Origin of the sequence: Vibrio sp. CyArs1, from assembly GCF_022432925.1 — a bacterium.
GTDB lineage: Bacteria > Pseudomonadota > Gammaproteobacteria > Enterobacterales > Vibrionaceae > Vibrio > Vibrio mediterranei.
On sequence record NZ_JAKRBO010000012.1, the window covers coordinates 70800 to 93112 of the forward strand.

The following is a 22313-nucleotide window of genomic DNA, read 5'->3' on the forward strand; positions in this document are numbered from 1 at the left end:
TGATGCAGCTTACATTTACTGAAATCACTCAATGGCTTGGTATTTTATGGTGGCCCTTTGTCCGTTTAACGGGCCTATTTCTTATTGCGCCTTTCTTTGGTGACAACGCGATTCCTGTAAGAGTTAAGCTACTGTTTGCTTTTATCTTTTCGTTACTGCTGGCTCCGCTGGTCCACGAAGTGCCACCCTTTAATCCATTTAGTATCGATACCCTATTGTTTTCTCTGTATCAGTTAATTTTTGGTTTCCTCGTTGGCTTCGCCGTTATGATCTTCTTCACTATTTTTTCTATTGCAGGACAAGCTATTTCGATGCAGATGGGACTAGCGATGGCGGTGATGAATGATCCAGCTAATGGCATCAGTATCGCCATTATTGGACGGATTATGTTTATCACCTCAATGCTACTGTTCCTATCCCTTGATGCGCATTTGGTGGTGCTGTTGGTGTTCAAAGAGAGCTTTACCTATTGGCCGCTTGACTCCACTTTCCCCTTCAGCAGTATCGATTATGTACTCAAAATGGTGTCGTGGATGTTTGCGACAGGTTTGCTAGTGGCAGTGCCCGCGATAGTGGTGATGCTGCTTAGTAACATCACTTTTGGTCTGATGAATAAAGCGGCCCCTTCCCTAAACGTGTTCGCACTTGGTTTTCCAATGACCATGTTACTGGGCTTATTTGCGTTAATGGCATCCTTAACGGGTATTGGCGATCACTACTTTGATTTAGTTCTGGAGCTTAACCAACACCTGCATTACATGTTGAGGCTACCTAATGTCTGAGCATCAAGATTCGGGCGATAAAAGTGAACAGCCCAGCCAACATAAACTCTCCAAAGCTCGCAGAGAGGGACAAGTTCCGCGTGCCAAAGAGTTTGTCTCTTCTATCACCCTTATCAGCGTGGTGGCCTATTACGTCCTGAATATCGATATGATTAAGCAAACATTTATTGAGCTGTTCTTAGTCAGTTTTCAATTCGATACTCAAACCATCAGCCATTGGATGACTTCGGTCGAACTGTTAGGCACCGCCCTTTTTTCCATGGTGATGTTGTTTTTTCCGCTATTGATTTACCAAATTATCGCCGCCATATTTGGCTCTACTTTATTGGGAGGGTGGATTTTCAGCCCTTCACTACTAACGCCCAAGCTTGAAAAAATCAGTCCTATAAAAGGGATAAAGCGTATTTTCTCAACACAGTCTGTGGTGGAGCTGTTTAAAAATGTGTTTAAGGTAACGCTGTTTTTCAGTTTGTTGTACTGGGTGATTTCCAGCTATATCTCCGTCATCACTAACCTGGTAAGTGCCCACTTTGATACTGTGGTGTTCACTGTCGCTACGATTACCATAGAGTACCTTGGTTACTTGCTGCTTATTGTTCTGATATTTGGCCTTTTTGACTTCCCCTATCAGCGTCATGAATTTACTAAGCAAATGAAGATGACTAAACAAGAGGTAAAAGATGAGCATAAGGAGCAAGAGGGACGCCCAGAAGTGAAGGCGCGAATCCGACAAATCCAAACTCAAAATGCCAAACGAGGTGCCAATGAAAGAGTGCCAAAAGCCAATGTGGTACTCACTAACCCTACGCAATATGCCGTCGCCTTGATTTATGATTTGACTCAGGCCGAAGCACCTTTTGTTGTTGCGAAAGGCAAAGATGAAGTGGCGGTATACATTCGTGAATTGGCAGCGAAACACAGTGTTGAAGTGGTGGAAAGTGCTGAGCTTACTCGAGCTATTTACAATACGACCCAAGTTGACCAAATGGTGCCTAATCAATTGTTTGTGGCCATCGCTCACATTCTTACCTACGTTAACCAACTGAAAGCATGGCGCCAAGGACAAAGAAGCAAGCCAAATGGCTTGCCTCGTTTCGATATCCCTAAGGTTTGGTCTGATCCTAATGAACCGGCTGAGTAACCGTCTCTAGTCTGACAGCCGACACTTTAAACTCAGGTATTTTGGCGTAAGGATCCGTAGCGGTATTGGTTAGCTTGTTCGCCGCAGACTCGGCAAAGTGGAACGGCACAAATACCACACCTTGTTGCATTCGCTTAGTGACAAAAGCAGGCGCACTAATTTCACCACGACGTGACACCAGTTTCACGGTCTCACCATTAGTAATACCTAATCGCTCTGCTTCTTCCACACTCACCATAATGCGTGGTCCCGCAAGATTGTCTAACCCTTTAGTTTTACGAGTCATGGTACCAGTGTGGAACTGTTCTAGAAGACGCCCCGTCGTCAATATTAACGGGTATTCGTCATCAGGGAGCTCTGCGGCATATTCGAATGGAATAGCTTTCATCGCCCCTTTACCGCGAACGAACTGGTCTTTGTGCATGATGCGCGTACCAAATGGCTTAACCTCATTACACGGCCATTGCAGACCATTACCACCTATCGACTGCCAACGAATACCATGATATTGCGGTGTTACATCGGCGATTTCCTCAGTAATATCCTGAACCGTTTGGTAAGCCCAATCACTGCCCATAGCATTGGCGATTTCTTGAATAATGCGCCAGTCTTCTTTCGCTTCACCCGGAGCTTGAACCGCAGGCACTAAACGCTGAACTCGTCGTTCTGTATTGGTAAAGTGTCCAGCCTTCTCTGCAAACGAGTAAGACGGCAGAACCACATCCGCGAGTTGTGCGGTTTCCGTTAGGAATATGTCCTGAACCACTAAGAAATCGAGCGACTTCAATCCATGAACGGCGTGAGCTTGGTCTGGGTCACTAAGCACAGGGTTCTCGCCCATGACATACAACGCCTTAATGTCACCATCACAGGCACCATCAATGATTTCCGTCAGCGTTTTACCTTTCTCTGTCGGTAAGGTCTCACTATTCCAAGCCTTGGCGAATTTGGCCTGAACCTCTGGATTAGTGACCTTCTGATAGCCTGGATAATCCGTTGGTAGAGCCCCCATATCACATGAGCCTTGAACGTTTGATTGACCACGTAGAGGGTTAATGCCGCCACCTTCAACTCCGACGTTACCACAAAGCATTTGTAGATTGGCTATCGAGCGCACGTTGTCGTGACCTGTCGTGTGCTGCGTGATTCCCATCGAGTAGAACACTGACGTGACTTTTGCCGTGCCAATGAGCTCTGCCAATCGCTCGATATCGAACGCAGCCACACCGGTCACCAACGCAGCATTAGCCGGTGAGTAAGACTCTTTACGAATCTCTTCAAGCAAGTCGCTATAACCTTCGGTGCGCTCTTCAATATAGGCATCATCTTGCCAGCTATTTTTATCAATCACATGCATGATTGAGTTAAGTAACATAACGTCTGTACCTGGACGGTGACGAACATACAATTTGGCATGATCGACCATATCGATACGTTTTGGATCGGCCACAATCAAGGTTGCCCCGTCCGCGACTGCTTGTTTGATATGAGAAGCAATGATTGGGTGAGCAGCACTGGTGTCTGAACCAATAATAAAGATAACGTCCGAGTGTTTGATACTTGGAATATCGTTGGTCATCGCGCCACTACCAAACGCTGCTTCCAAACCTGTTACTGTCGAGGAGTGACACAACCGCGCACAGTGGTCGATATTGTTGGTGCCAATTTCACGACGGAACAGTTTTTGGAATGCGTAGTTATCTTCATTAGTGGTTTTTGCCGATGAGAAACCAGCCAAGCTGTCACTGCCATACATAGACTTAATTTTACTCAGCTTATCAGCGACGTACTGCACGGTTTCATCCCAAGAGGCAGGCACCAATTCGCCTGCTTTTCTAATCAGTGGCGTAGAAAGTCGCTCTTCACTTTGGATGAAATCAAAGCCAAAGCGGCCTTTCACACACAACATGCCTTGGTTTACTGGAGACGTTTTATCCCCTTTGACGTAACGAATTTTGTTGTTCGCCGCATCCACGTATAGCTCAACACGACAACCTACCCCACAATAAGTACAGATAGTTTTCACCGGTGTCAGCATCTCGATTCGACCGTGAGATTTATCTCGCTTATCAGACAGCGCTCCCGTTGGACACACCTGAACACACGCACCACATTGAACGCAGTTACTATCGCCCATAGTGGCACCGTTAGGAAAAGAAGGACGATGTGACGTTTCTGAAAAGTTTAAAATACCGTGAACCGATTCGGTCTGACACGCATGAACACACGAGCCACAACTAATACAACGGTTTGCATCGAAAACAATAAACTCGCTGGTTTTGTCCACTGGGAACATTTTGCGCTGGTTAATGTTTATCTCTCGATAATCCACTTTGTACTCAGTGGCGTAATCGCGAAGGTCACATTGAGTGTTTGCTTGGCAGCCACATTCTAAACAGCGCGCAGCCTCGGCAATGGCCTTCTCATCCGACATACCCAGTTCAACTTCTTGATAAGTTGTTTGGCAGGCTTCTACTGACAACTGCTCAGCTTTAGCTCGCGCTTTGGCTTTTTCTTGCAGATATTCTGTTTGGCGAACTTCGCTCAAACGCTCTGCTTTGTGACTATTAAACGCTCTAGGTTCAGGTTTAAAGTGGCCTTGAAGAATGTAACGCTCAATAGCATCGGCAGCCTTCTTGCCATCAGCGATAGCTTCAATGGCAGTCGCTGGTCCACGTCTGAAATCACCAATACTGTATACATTGTATCCATGGTGCATCGAATCACCGTCAGAAGACGCAGTACCCCAATCGGTCAAAGGCAAAGGATGTTTGGCGGATTTAAGAAACTCGACGTCCGGTTTTTGCGATAGCGCGGAGATTACAGTATCAAAAGCGACAGTCTCAGTTTTACCGGTAGAGACAGGGCGGCGGCGACCAGAACTATCAGGCTCTCCCAACTCCATTATCTCTAACTCGATATGCTCAACACGCCCCTGTGAATCGGCAAGATTGCATTTGGGATTGGTCAAAAACTTAAACTTAACCCCTTCTAGCTCTGCCGCTTCAATTTCATGCAGTTCGGCTGGCATTTCATTTCGAGTGCGACGATAAATAATGGTCGTCTCCGCACCTTCGCGAATGGCAGTTCGTGCACAATCAATCGCGGTATTACCACCACCGATCACGGCCACCTTCTTGCCAATGGTGAAGGTTTTGTCCGTCATATGGTCTTTTAGGAAATCAACACCAAGTACACAGCCCTCTAAGTCAGAGCCCGGATACGGCATATTGACCGCTTTGGTTGCTCCAACAGCAAGGCAGACCGCTTCATAGTTGTCTGTCAGCTCATCAAGAGCAATATCTTTACCAAGAAGTGTATTGGTATGGATTCTCATCCCACCACGGCACATCAGCTCAATTTCTTTATCCAGAATATCTTTCGGCAAACGGTACTCTGGAATGCCATAGCGAAGCCAGCCACCAGCCTCTGGCATAGATTCAAAAATGTCGACAGCAAAACCTTGGTAGCTAAGGTAATAACCACATGCCAATCCACCTGGCCCTGCACCAACAATGGCGACTCGGTGGCCGTTGTAAGGGAGTTTCGGCGGCTCAAATTGCTCGGCTAGCGATAAATCAATATCTGCGGCGTGACGTTTAAGCTGGCGAATTGCGAGCGGTTCGTCAACCAAGGTACGACGACATTCATGTTCACAAAAAGCAGGACACACACGACCAATGGAAATCGGCATAGGTAGCGTGTCTTTGATGATTTTTACGGCTTCGTGATGATCGCCTTGTGCGATATGGTGTAGGTAGGTTTGAATATCGACATGTGCAGGACATGCGACTTTGCAAGGTGCTTCACAGTCGGCATTGTGATCCGCAAATATTTTATTGAGTGCCTGTCTTCTAAGGTTGTTAATTTGAGCGGACTGAGTAACGATGGTCATGCCATCTTGGATTTTTGTCTCACACGCCTTAACAATACCTTTCCCCACCACTTCAACGACACAAAGGTCACATGACTGCTTGTCGTCGTGCTTACTGATGGAGCAAAGAGAAGGGACATCAACTTGAATATCTTTTGCGACATCTAGGATGCTCTTGTTTTCGCGCAGAAGATACGTTTGACCGTTGATAATTACATTCATATAGAGCTATCTCTTTCAGATCGATGAAAAAACTCCACTGAACTCGCACTCGAAAGCACACGACGTTATCGCCGTGTAAGAAAGGTAACACGCAGTTTATTGACGCTATCTAGCGACTGAAAAACCTCGTAGACACAAAACCTTGTAATAAGTACGACAAACCATCAGTCAATCTCTGCTCTAATGATCCGTGTCACAGTGGTAGAACAAATCTAAAATGAGAAATCTTGGTGCTCTCAGGGAGTCCCCCTTCAAGGGGATTTAAATTAGGAGCGAAACTACCTTAATTATACCCACAGTATAATTAAGGTCAAACATCCCTACTTTAAGTGAGTGTAATTCTCATTGGCGTAAAATGGTAAATAGTGAATCGCAGTGATTGATACCTTAATCAGGTCAGCAGAAATCATAACGAGGATTCAAAATGAAAGTACTTAAAGATATCGCCATCAGCTCTATTATCACTACTGTCGTAATGCTAGTACTCAATGCTTCTTGGGACTGGGTGTTCATCGCAAGCCTTGAAGTGGCAGTATACGCATCGGTGGTGTTAACCGGCATGCTTAAAGGTGCTATCTCGCTTGAAAAAGTTATGGCGTCGTACTTTCTTAAGCACAAAACTCTACCAAAGCTAAAACGTGGTATTTCGTCTTACATTATCTTAGTGGGCTCGAAGTTTCTCGCCATGGGCATTATCGCTATGCTGTTCGGTCAGCATGTAGCCTTTACAGGTGCATTTGGTGGCGTTGTCGCGTTCTTCGCTATTATCTTTGCCGTGCTGGGCTTGGAAGGCGTCGTAGCAAAACTCGGCAGCAAAGCTAGATTAGCTTAAAGAAGTTTTTGATACTCAGAAATGCAAAAAACCTCGCTAAAAAGCGAGGTTCTTTTGAAAGTAAAAAGCCCCGCTATGAAAGCGAGGCTTTTTGAAAAATGGTCGGTGAAGAGGGATTCGATGGGACTGGCCATCCAGCCCCTGACCCGCATGGGTTCTTCTCCACTACTAAAATTATGCTTAGAAAGTAAAAAGCCCCGCTTTGAAAGCGAGGCTTTTTGAAAGTGGTCGGTGAAGAGGGATTCGAACCCCCGACCCTCTGGTCCCAAACCAGATGCGCTACCAAGCTGCGCTATTCACCGAGATTGTTGTCTTGAGTTTTGCTCAACAACGGATGCGTATATTAATGATAAATTCATTTGAAGCAAGGCTTTTATAACAACTTTCTTTGCATTTGAGTTTGATTGCTCATCATATCGCCAGAAGCACGAAAAATGTGACCAAATACACACAGTGACATACAGGTTATTAACACTCAAAGTACAATTGATCCAGATCAGTGTTCATTTTAACACCAAAAGTTAACTTATCCCTGTCGTCAATACTTTGGAGGAAACATGGACTTTTGGCTTGATCTCCTATTTGGTAATGCAGTGGGCTTATCTTCAATGCTAGTTATCTTTGCAGCGCTGGGCTTGATGCTGTTTTACGGTGGTTTCTTCATCTACAAAGTAATGAATGACAAATCTCCTCACTAGAATCGCTTAGCTTCTATTTCGAATAGAAAACCGCTATGCACCGGAGTGGATCGCCTGTTCACTCCGGTTTTTTATTGCTCTCACCTATTGCTAATATTCGTATATACTCCAGTTAAAATGGCTTATCCGAGATGAAGTTATGTCTCAAGACGATGATCTGGATCTATTCCAACAGATGATGGGCGATGTGAAGCCGATTCACAGCGACACCGTTGAACTTAAAAAGACCCACCAAGTGTCTGACGCGCATTTGGCCAAGCGAGAAGCAGCACTCTGGCTTTCTGAGCAAGACCCTGAGTACCTTTCAATTGATTACGCTCCGATGATCAAACCAGACGACTTAATTGAGTTTAAGCGTGATGGCATGCAGGAAGGTGTTTACCGCAAACTGAGACTGGGTAAGTATCCGCTGCAAGCAAAACTCGACTTACACCGGAGAACGCTTAAAGAAGCACGCGATGAAGTGGTGAAGTTTCTGCAACAGTGTATGCGTATGGACATCCGCACTGTGCTTATTGTACATGGGCGCGGCGAACGCTCTAACCCACCAGCATTAATGAAGAGTTATCTTGCACATTGGCTAACTCAAATAAAAGATGTTCAGTGCGTTCATAGTGCGCAGCGGTTCCATGGAGGAAGTGGTGCGGTCTACGTTATGCTAAGAAAGAGCCAAGAAAAGAAGCTTGAGAATCGAGAGCGTCATCAAAAACGTACGAGTTAAGTGACTTACCGCTCAGTTGAGTATAAAATACGCGACCTTAATTTTGTGTCTGACCAATATAGAGTGAATACTGCGCATGCCTAACGCTGCTGAAGGAAAACGCCTTAACAAATACATTAGTGAAACTGGCTTTTGTTCTCGTCGTGAAGCTGACAAGTTGATCGAACAACAACGTGTCACTATTAATGGCAAAATTCCTGAGATGGGAACCAAAGTGTTGTCAGGAGACAATGTTGAAATCGACGGTAAACCAGTTCGCAGCAAAGAGAAACCAGTCTATATTGCGTTGAACAAACCAACGGGTATCACATGTACAACCGAACGTGATGTTCCGGGCAACATCGTTGATTTCGTTGGCCATCACAAACGTATCTTCCCAATTGGTCGACTAGATAAACCGTCCGATGGTCTTATCTTTTTGACTAACGATGGCGACATCGTTAACAAGATTCTCCGTGCGGGTAACAATCACGAGAAAGAGTATGTAGTACGTGTCGACAAACCTGTAACTCGTGATTTCTTGAAAAAGATGGGCTCAGGTGTTGCGATTCTGGACACAGTAACTCTGCCTTGTCGTGTCGAGCAGGAAACCAAATTTTCTTTCCGTATTACCCTAACTCAAGGGTTAAACCGTCAAATTCGCCGTATGTGTGAAGCACTGGGTTTCGAAGTGTTAAAACTTCGCCGAGTCCGCATTATGAACATCTCTATTGATGGAATTCCCAATGGCAAATGGCGCTACTTAACTGATCAGGAAGTGGCTGAGATTCACCGCCTTTGTGAAGGTTCAGTGAGTACGGAAGAAGCATCACGCAAAGATGCTAAAGGTCGTCATATCACTAAGGCTACCGATGCTAAGCTGCATGACGCTCGAGCAGAAGCAAAGCGTGAAAAAATGAAAACCTTCTCAGGACACGGTGCAGATGAGTTTCGTCGTAGCCCGAATAAAAACAAACGTCACAAGCAAGAGCAAGGACGTTCAGATAAGGCTCGTAATCACCACGGTAAGACGCAAAACCGTAAACCGGCCGCTGCTAAACCAGATTCATCTAAGCCAAGTAAGCCGAGAACGCGCGTTGGCGGTACCCTATCTCTCAAGAAATAGTCAGTGTAAATGAGGCCTGCTTAGGCCTCACATAAATTGACAAACTTCGCTCGCGTTAGCATCGCCAAATCACTCGGTGCTAACTCAATCTCCAAACCTCTTTTTCCAGCACTGACGCACATTTGCACTCTCGCTTCCGCTGAGATATGAATAAAGGTCGGTAACAACTTCTTTTGACCAAGAGGGCTGATGCCCCCCAACACATAACCCGTGGTTTTTTGTGCGATATCTTTATCTGCCATCTCTGCTTTTTTCCCACCAGCCGCCTTTGCTGCGAGTTTTAGGTTTAGCTTTTCTTCAACAGGTATCACCGCTACAGCGAGGTTTTTCGGTTCTCCATTGATGGCGAACAGTAGAGTTTTAAATACGGATTCAGGATCTTGTCCTAACGCTTCTACCGCCTCTAAACCATAACTTTCATGCCTTGGGTCATGGTCATATTGATGAACGGTATGAGTGATTTTTTTCTTTTTGGCAAGGTTAATAGCCGGTGTCATAACGTATCCTTGGTAGTCGCTACCGTTAACGTCGACTCTTGAGATTAGAGTCGTCAATATAGAAAAGCGGCGCCGAATGGCGCCGCTCTATTTTATCTACTAAACCGGAATAAAAGTCTAGTTCTTATAGATGATTTCGCCTTTAGGCTGATACTTATTCACATCGATTGGGCTGTTTGCTTCTAGGTACTCTTTAAGTACTTCCGCATCCACAAAACCAGTGTTTACGTGACCAGGGTGACCTGTAAGCTTCGGATAACCGTCACCACCAGCTGCGTTAAAGCTTGGTACAGTGAAACGGTATGTTGCTTTAGGGTCTAGAGGCTTACCATTGATAACAACATTCGATACTGCATCTTTACCCACTGTCATTGAAATGCCAGCGAATTGAGCATAAGCACCAGAATCTACAGGTTTCGTTGCTACTACGTTCAAGTAATCGACAACTTCAGCACCTGTCATATCGGTGTAAGTAATAATGTTGCCAAATGGCTGTACGATAAGTACATCTTTGTAAGTCACATCACCTTCAGCGATAGAGTCACGTACACCACCAGAGTTCATGACGGCAAAGTCAGCTTTAGCACGTTCCATGTGAGCCGTACCAATTAGACGACCTAGGTTAGTTTGCTGGAAGCGAACAACATTACGGTCACCCTCTAGCTTGCCGTTCGTTTCAGCAATTTTCGCACCTAGTTGCTCTTGGCCTTTTTCCTGGAATGGCGTTAAGAATGCCACCATTTCTGCATCTTTCTTGATTTCATCTTCAACAAGAACACGTTGCTTCTTGCCATCGATCTTAACTTTCTTCTTAAGGTTTACAGGGATAAGGTCATAGCTGACCATATCTAGCTCACCATTTTTGAATTCATAGTCGGCACGGCCAACGTACTTACCCCACTCGTACGCTTGCACAATCCAAGTTCCGTTTTGGATGTCAGGCTTACATTCATCACTTGGCTTGAAGTTCTTCTTAACGACGTTAGGACCTTCCATACAAACCGGCTCTTGTGAGTGACCACCCACAATCATGTCTAAGTCGCCTTCATCAAGGTAACGAGCAAGCGCAACATCACCTGGGGCGTTTACACCACGCTTACCATTTTCGTAGTGGCCCATGTGGGTAACTGCGAAAATTAGATCAGGTTTCTCTGTCTCTTTTAGCTCAGCGATCAGTTTCTTTGCTTCTACTTTCGGATCGCGGAACTCGATACCACCGATGTATTCAGGGTTACCGATCTTCGCAGTGTCTTCCGTTGTTAGACCAATAACAGCGATCTTAATGCCCTGCTTGTTGAAAATGTGGTATGCATCAAACAGGCGTTCACCTGTTTTCTTGTCATAAATGTTTGCAGACAGCATTGGGAAATTAGCCCACTCTTTTTGCTTAAATAGCACTTCTAGCGGGTTGTCGAATTCATGGTTACCAAGTGCCATAGCATCGTAACCAATCATGCTCATACCTTTAAAATCAGGCTCAGCATCTTGTAAATCAGACTCTGGAACCCCAGTGTTGATATCACCGCCAGATAGAAGCAGTACGCTGCCACCATCCGCTTCAACGTCAGCACGAATTTGGTCAATCAGCGTCTTACGCGCTGCCATACCGTACTCACCATATTTGTTTTCCCAGAAGCGACCGTGGTGATCGTTAGTATGAAGAATAGTGAGCTTATAAGTCTCATCAGCATTCCATTCTTGCTCTGGTTGGGTTGCGCATCCTGCTAGTGACGCGATGATAGCCGCACTTAGTACGGACTTAAACATAAGGCTTTTTTTCATTTTCATACCTTTGAATTTTGGGGATCCACTGCCTATAGCGTTGTATAAACGCCACACATTTGCCGATTTGTAACGAATAGACACAAAGAGAAACATCGACAAAATATGCGATAGTTTAAATTAACCCTACGAACATAACATTCTCATTTCACTTTTATGTAATCTATGTCACAAGTTGCTGAGTATCAGGTTATAAACTCATCAGAATAAATTTGTGATTCTACATAAGGTTAATTAAAGCCCTGAGGTATGGCGAGGGATTCAGCTGTTACGAGGTTGTAATTCTGAGAAGAAACGATTGCTCAACATATTTAGTGAACATAAAAAAGAAACCAGTCTAAATGACTGGCTTCTATATCAGAAATAAGCACGTTTATTTAATGTCGATGTGCTCAAGACCTTTGATAAGATCATCCAACGCTTTCATTTGCGCTAAGAATGGTTCTAGCTTATCTAGAGGCAGTGCTGACGGACCATCACATAGTGCTTTATCTGGATTCGGGTGCGCTTCGATAAATAGACCCGCAATTCCCGTCGCAAGTCCCGCTTTTGCAAGCTCGACCGTTTGTTCACGACGACCACCAGATGCCGCACCCGATGGATCACGCATTTGTAGTGAGTGCGTCACATCGAAAATGATTGGGCTACCGTTAGAAGCTTTTTTCATCACGCCAAAGCCAAGCATGTCGACCACAAGGTTATCGTAACCATGACATGAGCCACGTTCACAAAGAATGATTTTATCGTTACCACACTCAGCGAACTTATCAACAATGTTACCTACTTGTCCTGGGCTCATAAACTGAGGCTTCTTAACGTTGATAACCGCATTTGTTTTTGCCATCGCTTCAACAAGGTCAGTCTGACGAGCTAAGAAGGCAGGTAGCTGAATAACATCTACCACGTCGGCAACAGGCTGTGCTTGCTCTTCTGTATGAACATCCGTAATGATTTTCACGCCAAAGGTGTCTTTTAGCTCTTGGAAAATCTTCATGCCTTCTTCAAGGCCAGGACCACGATAAGAATGCACTGAGCTACGGTTCGCTTTATCAAACGACGCTTTAAATACGTATGGAATACCTAGCTTTTCTGTCACCTTCACATAGTGCTCACAGATTTGCATCGCTAAGTCACGTGATTCCAGCACATTCATTCCAGCAAAAAGCGTGAACGGCTTATCATTTGCTACCGGGATATCACCTACGTGTACCGTTTTCATTTCCATGTTTGTTATCTCAATATTTAGTGAAGAGTGACAGGTGAGCGACTGATCGCCGAAACCTGCGTTTTCAGTAATTCTATTGCCGGATCATCTGGGCACTGATCGATGAAATACTGAAAATCAGTTGCCGCGATTTGATGACAATCCAGTTGTTGATAAATATAGCCTCTATCCCGAATCTCATAAGGGTCATCGGGAACAAAAGTCAAAGCCAGATCGGTACATTGCAATGCAAGCGTGTACTTCTCTTCTCGCAATAGTGCGCTTTTAAGTAAAGCTAGCCAGCGACCAATTACCGTTGGGTTATCAACTGTCGCTAAATGTTTTGCCTCTAACTTCACCAACGGACCATCGTTGCCAATTAGCCAAGCATGTAGACGCTTCTTGCTAACATATTCCCCATCGTAAGGGTTGATGTAGCTTGGTGCTTCATTTGGCCAACAGACTTTAATCAAAAACTGCGTTGGGAATGTTACAGCTTCTAATGGAAGACCGAGCTTTCTCCCTAAGTAAAGCAAGATAGCTCCTAGACTAACCGGTATGCCTTTGCGTCGCTCAAGGACTTTATCGATAAACGCATTTTCAGAGGAAAAATACGCATCATGGTCCCCACTAAACTGCCACTCGGTGTAAAACAGTCTTAACAGCGAGTCTAGGCGCTGCTTATCATCGCGCAAATGGAACAATTGCTGCTCAGCTTCTTCCAATAAACGAGCTAGCTCTAACTCTGCCCAATGATCTTGAGTATTTGGATCCACCGCTTTGTTTAAGATCAGTGCTCCTTCAACCAACTCAATAGCATCAAAATCTTCGTCAAACAGTTCAATCATTGCTTACCCCATAAGGAATGGCGTTTTCAGCATGGCAATCTTAGCTGCCATCATTAACCATCCCAATGCGCCTAAAAACGCACATGTTCTTAATAAGTTGTTCTTTGCTAATTTAATCGTGAAAAACGCCAACGCAAAATAAGCCATAATGCAGGTGACTTTTTCGGTCATCCACGGCGCTGCAGCCGTAAATGGGACAAAACCTGTGATTGCAATCAAACCAAAGCCTGATAGCAACAGTAGTGAATCATTAATGTGAGGGAAGCGCTTCAAAAACGGATGATTCACCTTCGGGGAGTTAGCGACCAGTAAGCCAAATCGTACTGATAGCAACACCACTGATATGGCGATGGTCATCAAGTGAAAATGCTTTAATCCTTCATACATGCTGCTTCTCTCTTTTTCTTTATTGTATTTCTGTTATGGGTTCCATTGCCCAAGAGTCACACGATCATTGCCGGCGTAATCTTGTTCAGTGACTACATGACAAAAGCCATTGTTTACCAAGATTTCTCTTACAGCTTGCCCTTGCTCAAAGCCATGCTCAAACAACAGCCAGCCGCCCTCAAGCAAATGAGTGGGCGCTTTAGCCGTGATGGTCTCAATATCCGCCAGCCCATTATTCTCAGCGACTAATGCCGTTGATGGTTCAAATCGAACATCACCTTGAGATAGATGGGGATCATTTTCGTCAATGTAAGGGGGATTGGAAACAATTACGCTAAATTTGTGCACAAGATCGACAGGTTCGAACCAACTTCCCTGCGCAAACTGACAATTGGTAATATTGAGTTTTGTCGCGTTGCTTCGAGCGAGCTCTACCGCTTCCGTTTGAAAATCGACTCCCATTACTGAGCGTGTTTTCAGTTCTGAAGCCAGTGCCAACGCGATTGCTCCGGTACCCGTACCTAAGTCTAAAATATCACCATCATTCACGAGAGCCTTATCAAGTGCGAGCTCAACTAAGCGTTCTGTATCAGGTCTTGGGATAAGCGTGCTTGGAGCGACATTTAAAGGTAGCGACCAAAACTCTCGTTCACCAAGAATATACGCCACGGGTTCGCCTGCGATACGACGATTTAACAGCGCCTCGAACTGCTCTGCTTCATTAGACGTTAATGCTTTTTCAGGCCAAGTAAGTAGATAACTACGTGGTTTTTCCAGAACATGACACAGCAGGACCGCCGCATCTAATGAAGGTGATTCGCTACCAGACCCAGAAAGAATAAGCGATGCTCGTTTGAGCACCGCTTCAATAGACATATCCAATGACATGGATTAGTTGTGCTCCGCTAGAGCCGCAAGTTGGTCAGCTTGGTGTTCTTGCAGTACCGGATCAACAAGAGACTGCAAGTCACCTTCCATGACCTCAGACAGACGATATAACGTCAAGTTGATGCGATGGTCTGATACACGACCTTGTGGGTAGTTATAAGTACGAATACGGTCACTACGATCGCCTGAACCCAATAGGTTACGACGGGTATCTGACACTTCAGCGGCACGCTTTGCTTCTTCTGCGGCAATAATACGCGCGGCAAGAACAGACATCGCTTTCGCTTTGTTCTTATGTTGAGAACGCTCGTCTTGACACTCAACCACAGTCCCTGTTGGTAAGTGAGTAATACGAATAGCTGAGTCAGTAGTGTTAACGTGCTGACCACCCGCGCCTGATGCACGGAACGTATCGATTTTAAGATCAGCCGCTTTGATCTCTGGGATCTCTGCTTCAGGAATTTCAGCCATAACCGCAACAGTACATGCTGAAGTGTGAACACGACCTTGAGATTCTGTTGCTGGAACTCGTTGAACACGGTGGCCGCCAGATTCAAACTTAAGCACGCCATAAGCACCATCACCAGATACTTTAGCGATCATTTCTTTATAGCCACCTTGCTCTGATTCATTTGAGCTCATCACTTCGATACGCCAGCCTTTCTTCTCCGCGTATTTGCTGTACATACGGAATAAGTCACCTGCGAAAATACCTGCTTCATCACCACCTGCACCAGCGCGGATTTCTAAGAAACAGTTACGCTCATCGTTTGGGTCTTTAGGTAGAAGAAGTACCTGTAGCTCATCCGCTAGGCGCTCAATAGTCGCTTTCGCTTCTTTAATTTCTTCTTGTGCCATTTCACGCATTTCTGCGTCATCTTCGTTTGCCATATCTTCAGCCGCTTCAAGATCTTCTTGCGCTTGCTGATAGGCTTGGAAACACTTGGTCACTTCTTCAAGTTGCGAGTACTCTCTTGAAAGAGCGCGGAATTTGTCTTGGTCTCCAATGATCTCTGGATCGCCAAGTAGATGCTGAACTTCTTCATATCGTTCAACAAGAGTTTCCAATTTAACTAAAATGGAGGCTTTCATAATTGCAGTCTTTTCTCAGGGTAAGGCTTATTTAGTTTGGTCTAAACCCAAACTTTGTCGGATGACCATCAGTTTAGCAGGATCTCCCTGCTCAGCGGCATCTTGTAGCGCTTTTGTCGGCGCATGAATAAGCTTGTTTGTTAATTTATTACTCAGCTCAAGCAGAACTTTCTCAGGGTCTCCCCCTGCTGCTAACGCTTGTAAACTTTTTGACAGTATATCTTGTCGGGTGTCGTTTGCGTGTTTTCGGTATTGTCTGATGCTATCAACCGCTTGCAGTGAACGCATCCACGTCATGAATTGCGCACTTTCTTCACTCACAATCGCTTCTGCTTGAATCGCTTCGACTTTACGTTGCTCAATATTGCTATCGACGATAGATTGCAAATCATCAACCGTATATAGATACGCGTCACTCAACTCGCCCACTTGCGATTCAATATCTCGTGGGACGGCGATGTCGATAAGCAGCATAGGTTGATAGCGACGTTGTTTTATCGCTGATTCAACCATCCCTTTGCCTATAATAGGCAGCGGGCTCGCAGTTGAGCTAATGACAATATCCGCTTTAGGTAGTACATCAGGTATTTCATTAAGTGCAATAACTTGTGCGCCAAACTGATTCGCTAATATTTCCGCTCGCTCTTTGGTTCGGTTAGCCACAATCATGTTCTTGCAACCGTGACCTTCCAAGTGCTTGGCCACCAGTTCAATGGTTTCGCCTGCACCAACTAAAAGCACAGTTGAGTCAGCAATTGATTCGAAGATTTGTCGAGCTAGGGTACAAGCCGCGTAAGCGACAGAAACGGCACTACCACCAATTTCGGTTTCAGTACGCACTCGCTTAGCAACAGAGAACGTCTTTTGAAAGAGTTTCTCAATGCCACCTTCTACAGATTGATGCTCACGGGCATCACTGTAGGCTTGCTTTACTTGCCCAAGTATTTGTGGTTCGCCAAGGACGAGTGAATCTAAGCCGCATGAAACGCGCATCAGATGTTTTATTGCCGCTTGTTCTTCATAAACATACAGAGAAGGCTTCAACTCTTCTGCTGCTACATCGTGAAAACGAACAAGCCAGTCTATTAATTGTGATTTGTTGGAATCACCAGTATCACAGTAAATTTCGGTGCGGTTACACGTTGACAGAATCACAGAGCCATTAACTTTGGTATTTTCTCTTAGCTCATTCAGTGCTCTGTTGAGTTTTTCAGGTGGAAACGCCACCTTCTCCCTCAGATCCACTGACGCCGTATTGTGGTTTATACCAATAGCAAGCAATGACATGTAACGCGAATTCTCTGATACAGATTTGACAAATAGGCCAGAATTTTACTTGATGGCACCATTTATTGAAAGTCTCTTACCAATATGTTTTCCTGAGTTTGTGGGATTGATGCTATAGTCTCTCAATATTGTATTGAATTTGCACAATAAACCATCACGTAAGTTGTTTCCTATGTACAAACTCCATCGACGTCTTTTTTATTTTTTTGCGGCATTATTTCTGTTTGGGTGCAGTAGTTTGCCTCCAGAGCCAGAAAGTGTTGAATGGCAAGCACATAAAACCGAGCTTGAGTCTCTTACTCAATATACGGCCAATGGCAAACTCGGTTATATTTCCCCAGACCAGCGCCAAACTCTCAACTTTCATTGGAGTCATTCCGATAATTTCACCCAAGTCCGTCTGACTACCTTTCTTGGTCAAACCGTGTTTAATCTTACTTCAACACCAAACGGTTCTTTTATCGAAACGTATGATGGACAAAAATTGTCAGGGAAAGATGTGAATGCGCTCATTGAGCAATTAACCGGGCTCGATATCCCAATCGAACAATTGAGCGATTGGCTGGTTGGCCTACCGGCGACTGCCGATACCTATAAGCTAAACCAATTTAATACCGTCGGCAGTTTACAAAAACGTATTGCCAACAAAACGTGGAACCTTGATTACAATGAGTACCGCAGCTTTTCACTTGAAGGGACAGAGAACTCATTGCCCATGCCGACTAGGATGCAATTAGTGCAAGGTGATACCAAACTCAATCTTGTCGTTTCAAAATGGACAGTAAAACAGTGACCCAGCATAAAATGATCACCGACACTACTTCATGGCCTAGCCCTGCTAAACTCAACCTATTTTTATACATCACTGGTCGTCAACCTAATGGCTACCATGAATTGCAAACCTTGTTTCAATTCATTGATTTATGCGATGAATTGACTATTACCGCAAATACCAGTGGTCAAATTACTCTATCCCCAGATATTGATGGTGTCGCCACCGAAGACAACCTAATCTGGAAAGCAGCATCGGCGCTTCAAAACAGAGCTAACTGTACTTATGGTGCTCATATAGAGCTTAACAAGATTCTTCCCATGGGTGGCGGGATTGGTGGTGGTTCATCCAATGCGGCTACCGCACTAGTAGCATTGAACTTTCTTTGGCAAACCCGACTGACAACGGATGAGCTAGCGGAAATAGGTTTGGCATTAGGTGCTGATGTGCCTGTGTTCGTTCGCGGCTTCGCAGCTTTCGCTGAAGGTGTCGGCGAAAAACTGTCTGAAGCTACCCCTAAAGAACAGTATTACCTAGTTATTAAACCTGAAGTTAGTATTGCTACCGTCGATATATTCACACATCCTGATTTAACCAGAAACACGCCAAAGCGAGCATTATCAATGCTTTTGGACTCACCTTACGTAAACGATTGCGAAAAAATTGTCCGAATGCTGTATCCAGAGGTTGATAACCAACTTTCATGGCTGCTACAATACGCGCCGTCAAGATTGACGGGGACTGGATCTTGCGTATTTTCTGAATTTAACAACGAGGAAGAGGCAGAAAAAGTCCTTGAAATGCTTCCTGACAATGTCTCCGCTTTTGTAGCAAAAGGATGCAATCGCTCTCCTTTACTAGAGACTTTGGCTAAGTATGAATTAGCCCTATTACAATCTGTTTAAACTGGACGCAACCCTGAGGTTTCCACCGTGCCTGATATGAAGCTATTTGCTGGTAACGCTACACCTGAACTAGCCCAACGTATTGCTGATCGTCTATACATCTCTCTAGGAGATGCTACTGTTGACCGTTTCTCTGATGGCGAAGTCGCTGTTCAAATCAATGAAAACGTTCGTGGTAGCGATGTATTCATCATTCAGTCAACATGTGCGCCAACTAACGACAACCTAATGGAGTTAGTGGTAATGATTGATGCAATGCGCCGCGCTTCAGCAGGCCGTATTACTGCTGTTATTCCTTACTTTGGTTATGCTCGTCAAGACCGTCGTGTACGCTCTGCTCGTGTGCCAATCACTGCAAAAGTTGTTGCAGACTTCCTGTCTAACGTTGGTGTTGACCGCGTTCTTACTATCGACCTACACGCAGAGCAAATTCAAGGCTTCTTCGATGTACCTGTAGATAACATCTTCGGTACTCCAGTGCTTCTTGAAGATATGGCTGACCGTGGTCTAGAAGATCCTGTTGTTGTTTCTCCAGACCTTGGTGGTGTTGTCCGAGCTCGTGCAACAGCGAAAGCACTAGGTGATATCGACATCGCGATCGTAGATAAGCGTCGTCCACGTGCTAACGTTTCTGAAGTAATGAACCTAATCGGCGACGTTGAAGGTCGTGACTGTGTTATCGTTGATGACATGATCGACACTGGCGGTACGCTATGTAAAGCAGCAGAAGCGCTTAAAGAGCGTGGTGCTAAGCGTGTATTCGCATACGCAACTCACGCAGTATTCTCTGGTAACGCAGCGAAGAACATCAAAAACTCGGTTCTAGACCAAGTTATCGTGACTGACTCAATTACGCTTTCTAAAGAAATGGCTGCAACAGGTAAAGTAACGCAACTTACTCTATCTAGCATGCTTGCAGAAGCTATTCGTCGCATCAGCAACGAAGAGTCAATCTCAGCAATGTTTACTAGCAAGTAACATTCGCACCTAATTTGAAAAAACCACTTCCTTATGAAGTGGTTTTTTTGTCTTCGCGTTTTTTGTACAGATTTAGTGTGCTATCATACCGCGCTTTTGAGATTCAAGAGAGATCTTAACGTTGACTCAGCAGATAAAATTGCTTGTAGGCCTTGCTAACCCAGGTCCTGAATATGTGAGAACTCGTCACAATGCAGGTGCATGGGTGGTAGAGGAACTTGCTCGTATCCACAATGTTACGCTAAAAAACGAAGCTAAGTTCTTCGGTCTCACTGGAAGAATTTTAGTGAACGGCAGTGATTTAAGACTGTTAATTCCAACCACATTCATGAACTTATCTGGCAAGGCCATCGCAGCCTTAGCAAAGTTCTACCAGATAAAACCTGAAGAGATCATGGTCGCTCACGATGAGCTAGACTTACCTCCAGGCGTTGCAAAGTTCAAGAAAGGCGGCGGTCACGGTGGTCATAATGGTTTGAAAGATACCATTAGCAAGCTGGGCAACAACAAAGAATTCTATCGTCTTCGGATTGGCATTGGTCATCCGGGGCACAAAGACAAAGTGGCGGGTTATGTCCTTGGAAAAGCGCCAGCAAAAGAGCAAGAATGCCTTGATGCTGTCGTTGACGAATCCGTCCGTAGTTTAGACATCTTACTAAAAGATGGACTAACAAAAGCACAAAATCGCTTACACACCTTCAAAGCTGAATAAGGTTACAATCATGGGTTTTAAATGTGGCATCGTTGGTCTACCAAACGTTGGTAAATCAACTCTGTTTAACGCACTGACTAAAGCAGGCATCGAAGCGGCTAACTTCCCGTTTTGTACTATCGAGCCAAACACAGGCGTAGTACCTGTGCCAGATCTACGTCTAGATGCACTAGCGAAAATTGTTAATCCACAGAAAATTTTACCAACAACGATGGAATTCGTTGATATCGCAGGCCTAGTTGCTGGTGCGTCAAAAGGTGAAGGTCTTGGTAACAAATTCCTAGCTAACATCCGTGAAACTGACGCGATCGGTCACGTTGTTCGTTGTTTTGAGAACGAAAACATTGTTCACGTAGCAGGTAAAGTATCACCAATCGAAGACATCGAAGTGATCAACCTTGAACTAGCTCTAGCCGACCTTGATTCTTGTGAGCGCGCAATTCAGCGTAACGCTAAGAAAGCAAAAGGTGGCGATAAAGACGCGAAGTTTGAGCTAACCGTACTTGAAAAACTACTTCCAGTTCTAACGGAAGGTGGTATGGCACGTACTGTTGATCTAGCGAAAGAAGAACTCGCAGCTATTGGCTACTTAAACTTCCTAACGCTAAAACCAACCATGTACATCGCAAACGTTAATGAAGATGGTTTTGAAGATAACCCATATTTAGACGCTGTTCGTGAGTACGCAGAGAAAGAAAACAACGTTGTTGTAGCCGTATGTGCAGCTATCGAATCAGAGCTTTCTGAGCTTGATGATGAAGATCGTGAAGAGTTCCTTGCTGATATGGGCATTGAAGAACCGGGCCTAAATCGTGTAATTCGTTCTGGTTATGAGCTACTTACTCTGCAAACCTACTTCACCGCTGGTGTGAAAGAAGTACGCGCATGGACTATTCCTGTTGGTGCAACTGCGCCTCAAGCTGCAGGTAAAATCCATACAGACTTCGAAAAAGGCTTCATCCGTGCAGAAGTTGTTGGTTATGACGACTTCATTCAATACAACGGTGAATCTGGTGCAAAAGATGCGGGTAAATGGCGTCTAGAAGGGAAAGAATACATTGTTAAAGATGGTGATGTTATTCACTTCCGCTTTAACGTATAAGTTGCCGAGCACCTAAACTGACTAAAAAGCCAGCAATCGCTGGCTTTTGTTGTTTTATAAGGTCTGCCATTGTTCAGTCACTTTGTAAAAACACATTAACTTTATGGTAGAGCGATGATAATTGAACAACAGATTTAGATCAGAAACAGAGCGGTTTGATTAAAAAAAGTTCGAACGGCACTTTTTCGCAAATTTCTTCGCAAAAAAAGTTGACGCATCAAATTCAACTACGCATAATGCGCCCCGTTCTCAGCGATAAGGCAACTTTCGAAGAGAATCAACAATATGGAAATGGCTACGTAGCTCAGCTGGTTAGAGCACATCACTCATAATGATGGGGTCACAGGTTCGAATCCCGTCGTAGCCACCATTTCCTAAGCACTCTTATTTAGAGTATTTAGGAAATATGCGGAAGTGGCGGAATTGGTAGACGCACCAGATTTAGGTTCTGGCGCCGCAAGGTGTGAGAGTTCAAGTCTCTCCT

Annotated in this window: 20 protein-coding genes and 2 tRNA genes; 12 read left to right on the forward strand and 10 right to left on the reverse strand. The window is 44.7% G+C overall.

Translation table 11 applies throughout. The features are described from left to right. The first annotated feature begins 2 nt into the window (after window positions 1–2). The gene (gene fliR, locus MMA19_RS23645; RefSeq protein ID WP_006074298.1) at window positions 3–782 is read left to right on the forward strand and encodes a flagellar biosynthetic protein FliR; all 780 of its coding nucleotides are present in this window, start codon (window positions 3–5) and stop codon (window positions 780–782) included. Further along, window positions 775–1923, forward strand: a complete 1149-nt coding sequence (gene flhB / locus MMA19_RS23650; protein WP_062462695.1) for a flagellar biosynthesis protein FlhB — start codon at window positions 775–777, stop codon at window positions 1921–1923. The genes fliR and flhB overlap by 8 nt, the downstream gene beginning before the upstream one ends. Here flhB and fdhF read toward each other — a convergent pair. Then, window positions 1904–6019, reverse strand: a complete 4116-nt coding sequence (gene fdhF, locus MMA19_RS23655; RefSeq protein ID WP_124940737.1) for a formate dehydrogenase subunit alpha — start codon at window positions 6017–6019, stop codon at window positions 1904–1906. The two genes, flhB and fdhF, sit on opposite strands and share 20 nt — an antisense overlap. 424 nt (window positions 6020–6443) lie before the next feature. Here fdhF and MMA19_RS23660 point away from each other — a divergent pair, with 424 nt between their 5' ends. Beyond that, window positions 6444–6851: a hypothetical protein gene (locus tag MMA19_RS23660; RefSeq protein WP_006074295.1), complete on the forward strand. Its 408-nt coding sequence runs from the start codon at window positions 6444–6446 to the stop codon at window positions 6849–6851. Window positions 6852–7076: 225 nt separating this feature from the next. Here MMA19_RS23660 and MMA19_RS23665 read toward each other — a convergent pair. Beyond that, window positions 7077–7153: transfer RNA gene (locus MMA19_RS23665), tRNA-Pro, on the reverse strand. 255 nt (window positions 7154–7408) lie between these two features. On the opposite strand from MMA19_RS23665, the gene MMA19_RS23670 reads away from it, so the two are divergent. From MMA19_RS23670 to rluF, 3 genes are all read left to right on the forward strand, one after another. Next, entirely contained in the window at window positions 7409–7549 is a 141-nt protein-coding gene (locus tag MMA19_RS23670) for a DUF3149 domain-containing protein (protein WP_038229728.1), read from the forward strand. A gap of 139 nt (window positions 7550–7688) precedes the next feature. After that, window positions 7689–8270 (forward strand): DNA endonuclease SmrA, encoded by a 582-nt coding sequence (gene smrA, locus MMA19_RS23675; RefSeq protein WP_006075558.1) that lies wholly within the window; start codon window positions 7689–7691, stop codon window positions 8268–8270. Window positions 8271–8346: 76 nt separating this feature from the next. After that, entirely contained in the window at window positions 8347–9375 is a 1029-nt protein-coding gene (rluF, locus tag MMA19_RS23680; RefSeq protein WP_240207421.1) for a 23S rRNA pseudouridine(2604) synthase RluF, read from the forward strand. Window positions 9376–9395: 20 nt separating this feature from the next. Here rluF and ybaK read toward each other — a convergent pair whose 3' ends face one another. From ybaK to hemA, 8 genes are all read right to left on the reverse strand, one after another. After that, window positions 9396–9872, reverse strand: coding sequence for a Cys-tRNA(Pro) deacylase (gene ybaK / locus MMA19_RS23685; RefSeq protein WP_006075556.1), 477 nt, complete (start codon window positions 9870–9872; stop codon window positions 9396–9398). A 117-nt stretch (window positions 9873–9989) separates the two neighbouring features. Then, complete coding sequence (gene ushA / locus MMA19_RS23690; RefSeq protein WP_038223381.1) at window positions 9990–11654, reverse strand: bifunctional UDP-sugar hydrolase/5'-nucleotidase UshA; 1665 nt, start codon at window positions 11652–11654, stop codon at window positions 9990–9992. Window positions 11655–12027: 373 nt separating this feature from the next. Beyond that, entirely contained in the window at window positions 12028–12879 is an 852-nt protein-coding gene (kdsA, locus tag MMA19_RS23695; protein ID WP_038229720.1) for a 3-deoxy-8-phosphooctulonate synthase, read from the reverse strand. A 17-nt stretch (window positions 12880–12896) separates the two neighbouring features. Further along, on the reverse strand, window positions 12897–13706 hold the full coding sequence (locus tag MMA19_RS23700) for a SirB1 family protein (RefSeq protein ID WP_006075552.1): 810 nt from the start codon (window positions 13704–13706) through the stop codon (window positions 12897–12899). Between the two features lie 3 nt (window positions 13707–13709). Next, complete coding sequence (locus tag MMA19_RS23705) at window positions 13710–14093, reverse strand: SirB2 family protein (RefSeq protein WP_006075551.1); 384 nt, start codon at window positions 14091–14093, stop codon at window positions 13710–13712. 33 nt (window positions 14094–14126) lie between these two features. Beyond that, window positions 14127–14975, reverse strand: coding sequence for a peptide chain release factor N(5)-glutamine methyltransferase (gene prmC, locus MMA19_RS23710; RefSeq protein WP_206379142.1), 849 nt, complete (start codon window positions 14973–14975; stop codon window positions 14127–14129). Window positions 14976–14984: 9 nt separating this feature from the next. Continuing rightward, a complete protein-coding gene (prfA, locus tag MMA19_RS23715; protein WP_038229716.1) occupies window positions 14985–16073 on the reverse strand; it encodes a peptide chain release factor 1 in 1089 nt (362 codons plus the stop codon). Window positions 16074–16100: 27 nt separating this feature from the next. Then, a complete protein-coding gene (gene hemA / locus MMA19_RS23720) occupies window positions 16101–17360 on the reverse strand; it encodes a glutamyl-tRNA reductase (RefSeq protein WP_038229713.1) in 1260 nt (419 codons plus the stop codon). Window positions 17361–17532: 172 nt separating this feature from the next. Between hemA and lolB the strand changes: the two genes are divergently transcribed. From lolB to MMA19_RS23750, 6 genes are all read left to right on the forward strand, one after another. Beyond that, window positions 17533–18153, forward strand: a complete 621-nt coding sequence (lolB, locus tag MMA19_RS23725) for a lipoprotein insertase outer membrane protein LolB (RefSeq protein WP_240207423.1) — start codon at window positions 17533–17535, stop codon at window positions 18151–18153. An 11-nt stretch (window positions 18154–18164) separates the two neighbouring features. After that, the gene (ispE, locus tag MMA19_RS23730) at window positions 18165–19037 is read left to right on the forward strand and encodes a 4-(cytidine 5'-diphospho)-2-C-methyl-D-erythritol kinase (protein ID WP_062462794.1); all 873 of its coding nucleotides are present in this window, start codon (window positions 18165–18167) and stop codon (window positions 19035–19037) included. Window positions 19038–19064: 27 nt separating this feature from the next. Continuing rightward, complete coding sequence (locus MMA19_RS23735; RefSeq protein WP_031495558.1) at window positions 19065–20015, forward strand: ribose-phosphate pyrophosphokinase; 951 nt, start codon at window positions 19065–19067, stop codon at window positions 20013–20015. A gap of 121 nt (window positions 20016–20136) precedes the next feature. Then, entirely contained in the window at window positions 20137–20727 is a 591-nt protein-coding gene (gene pth / locus MMA19_RS23740; protein ID WP_038229709.1) for an aminoacyl-tRNA hydrolase, read from the forward strand. 10 nt (window positions 20728–20737) lie between these two features. Further along, on the forward strand, window positions 20738–21829 hold the full coding sequence (ychF, locus tag MMA19_RS23745; RefSeq protein WP_031495560.1) for a redox-regulated ATPase YchF: 1092 nt from the start codon (window positions 20738–20740) through the stop codon (window positions 21827–21829). A 293-nt stretch (window positions 21830–22122) separates the two neighbouring features. Beyond that, window positions 22123–22199 (forward strand) — tRNA-Met (locus tag MMA19_RS23750). The last annotated feature ends 114 nt before the right edge of the window (window positions 22200–22313 follow it).

Coding starts and splice junctions, on each gene's coding strand:
- MMA19_RS23660 (WP_006074295.1), top strand. CDS start 6,444: ATGAAAGTACTTAAAGATATCGCCATCAGCTCTATTATCACTACTGTC.
- fdhF (WP_124940737.1), bottom strand. CDS start 6,019: ATGAATGTAATTATCAACGGTCAAACGTATCTTCTGCGCGAAAACAAG.
- ychF (WP_031495560.1), top strand. CDS start 20,738: ATGGGTTTTAAATGTGGCATCGTTGGTCTACCAAACGTTGGTAAATCA.
- ushA (WP_038223381.1), bottom strand. CDS start 11,654: ATGAAAAAAAGCCTTATGTTTAAGTCCGTACTAAGTGCGGCTATCATC.
- rluF (WP_240207421.1), top strand. CDS start 8,347: ATGCCTAACGCTGCTGAAGGAAAACGCCTTAACAAATACATTAGTGAA.
- smrA (WP_006075558.1), top strand. CDS start 7,689: ATGTCTCAAGACGATGATCTGGATCTATTCCAACAGATGATGGGCGAT.
- flhB (WP_062462695.1), top strand. CDS start 775: ATGTCTGAGCATCAAGATTCGGGCGATAAAAGTGAACAGCCCAGCCAA.
- prfA (WP_038229716.1), bottom strand. CDS start 16,073: ATGAAAGCCTCCATTTTAGTTAAATTGGAAACTCTTGTTGAACGATAT.
- MMA19_RS23700 (WP_006075552.1), bottom strand. CDS start 13,706: ATGATTGAACTGTTTGACGAAGATTTTGATGCTATTGAGTTGGTTGAA.
- ispE (WP_062462794.1), top strand. CDS start 18,165: ATGATCACCGACACTACTTCATGGCCTAGCCCTGCTAAACTCAACCTA.
- MMA19_RS23705 (WP_006075551.1), bottom strand. CDS start 14,093: ATGTATGAAGGATTAAAGCATTTTCACTTGATGACCATCGCCATATCA.
- MMA19_RS23670 (WP_038229728.1), top strand. CDS start 7,409: ATGGACTTTTGGCTTGATCTCCTATTTGGTAATGCAGTGGGCTTATCT.
- ybaK (WP_006075556.1), bottom strand. CDS start 9,872: ATGACACCGGCTATTAACCTTGCCAAAAAGAAAAAAATCACTCATACC.
- fliR (WP_006074298.1), top strand. CDS start 3: ATGCAGCTTACATTTACTGAAATCACTCAATGGCTTGGTATTTTATGG.
- lolB (WP_240207423.1), top strand. CDS start 17,533: ATGTACAAACTCCATCGACGTCTTTTTTATTTTTTTGCGGCATTATTT.
- hemA (WP_038229713.1), bottom strand. CDS start 17,360: ATGTCATTGCTTGCTATTGGTATAAACCACAATACGGCGTCAGTGGAT.
- kdsA (WP_038229720.1), bottom strand. CDS start 12,879: ATGGAAATGAAAACGGTACACGTAGGTGATATCCCGGTAGCAAATGAT.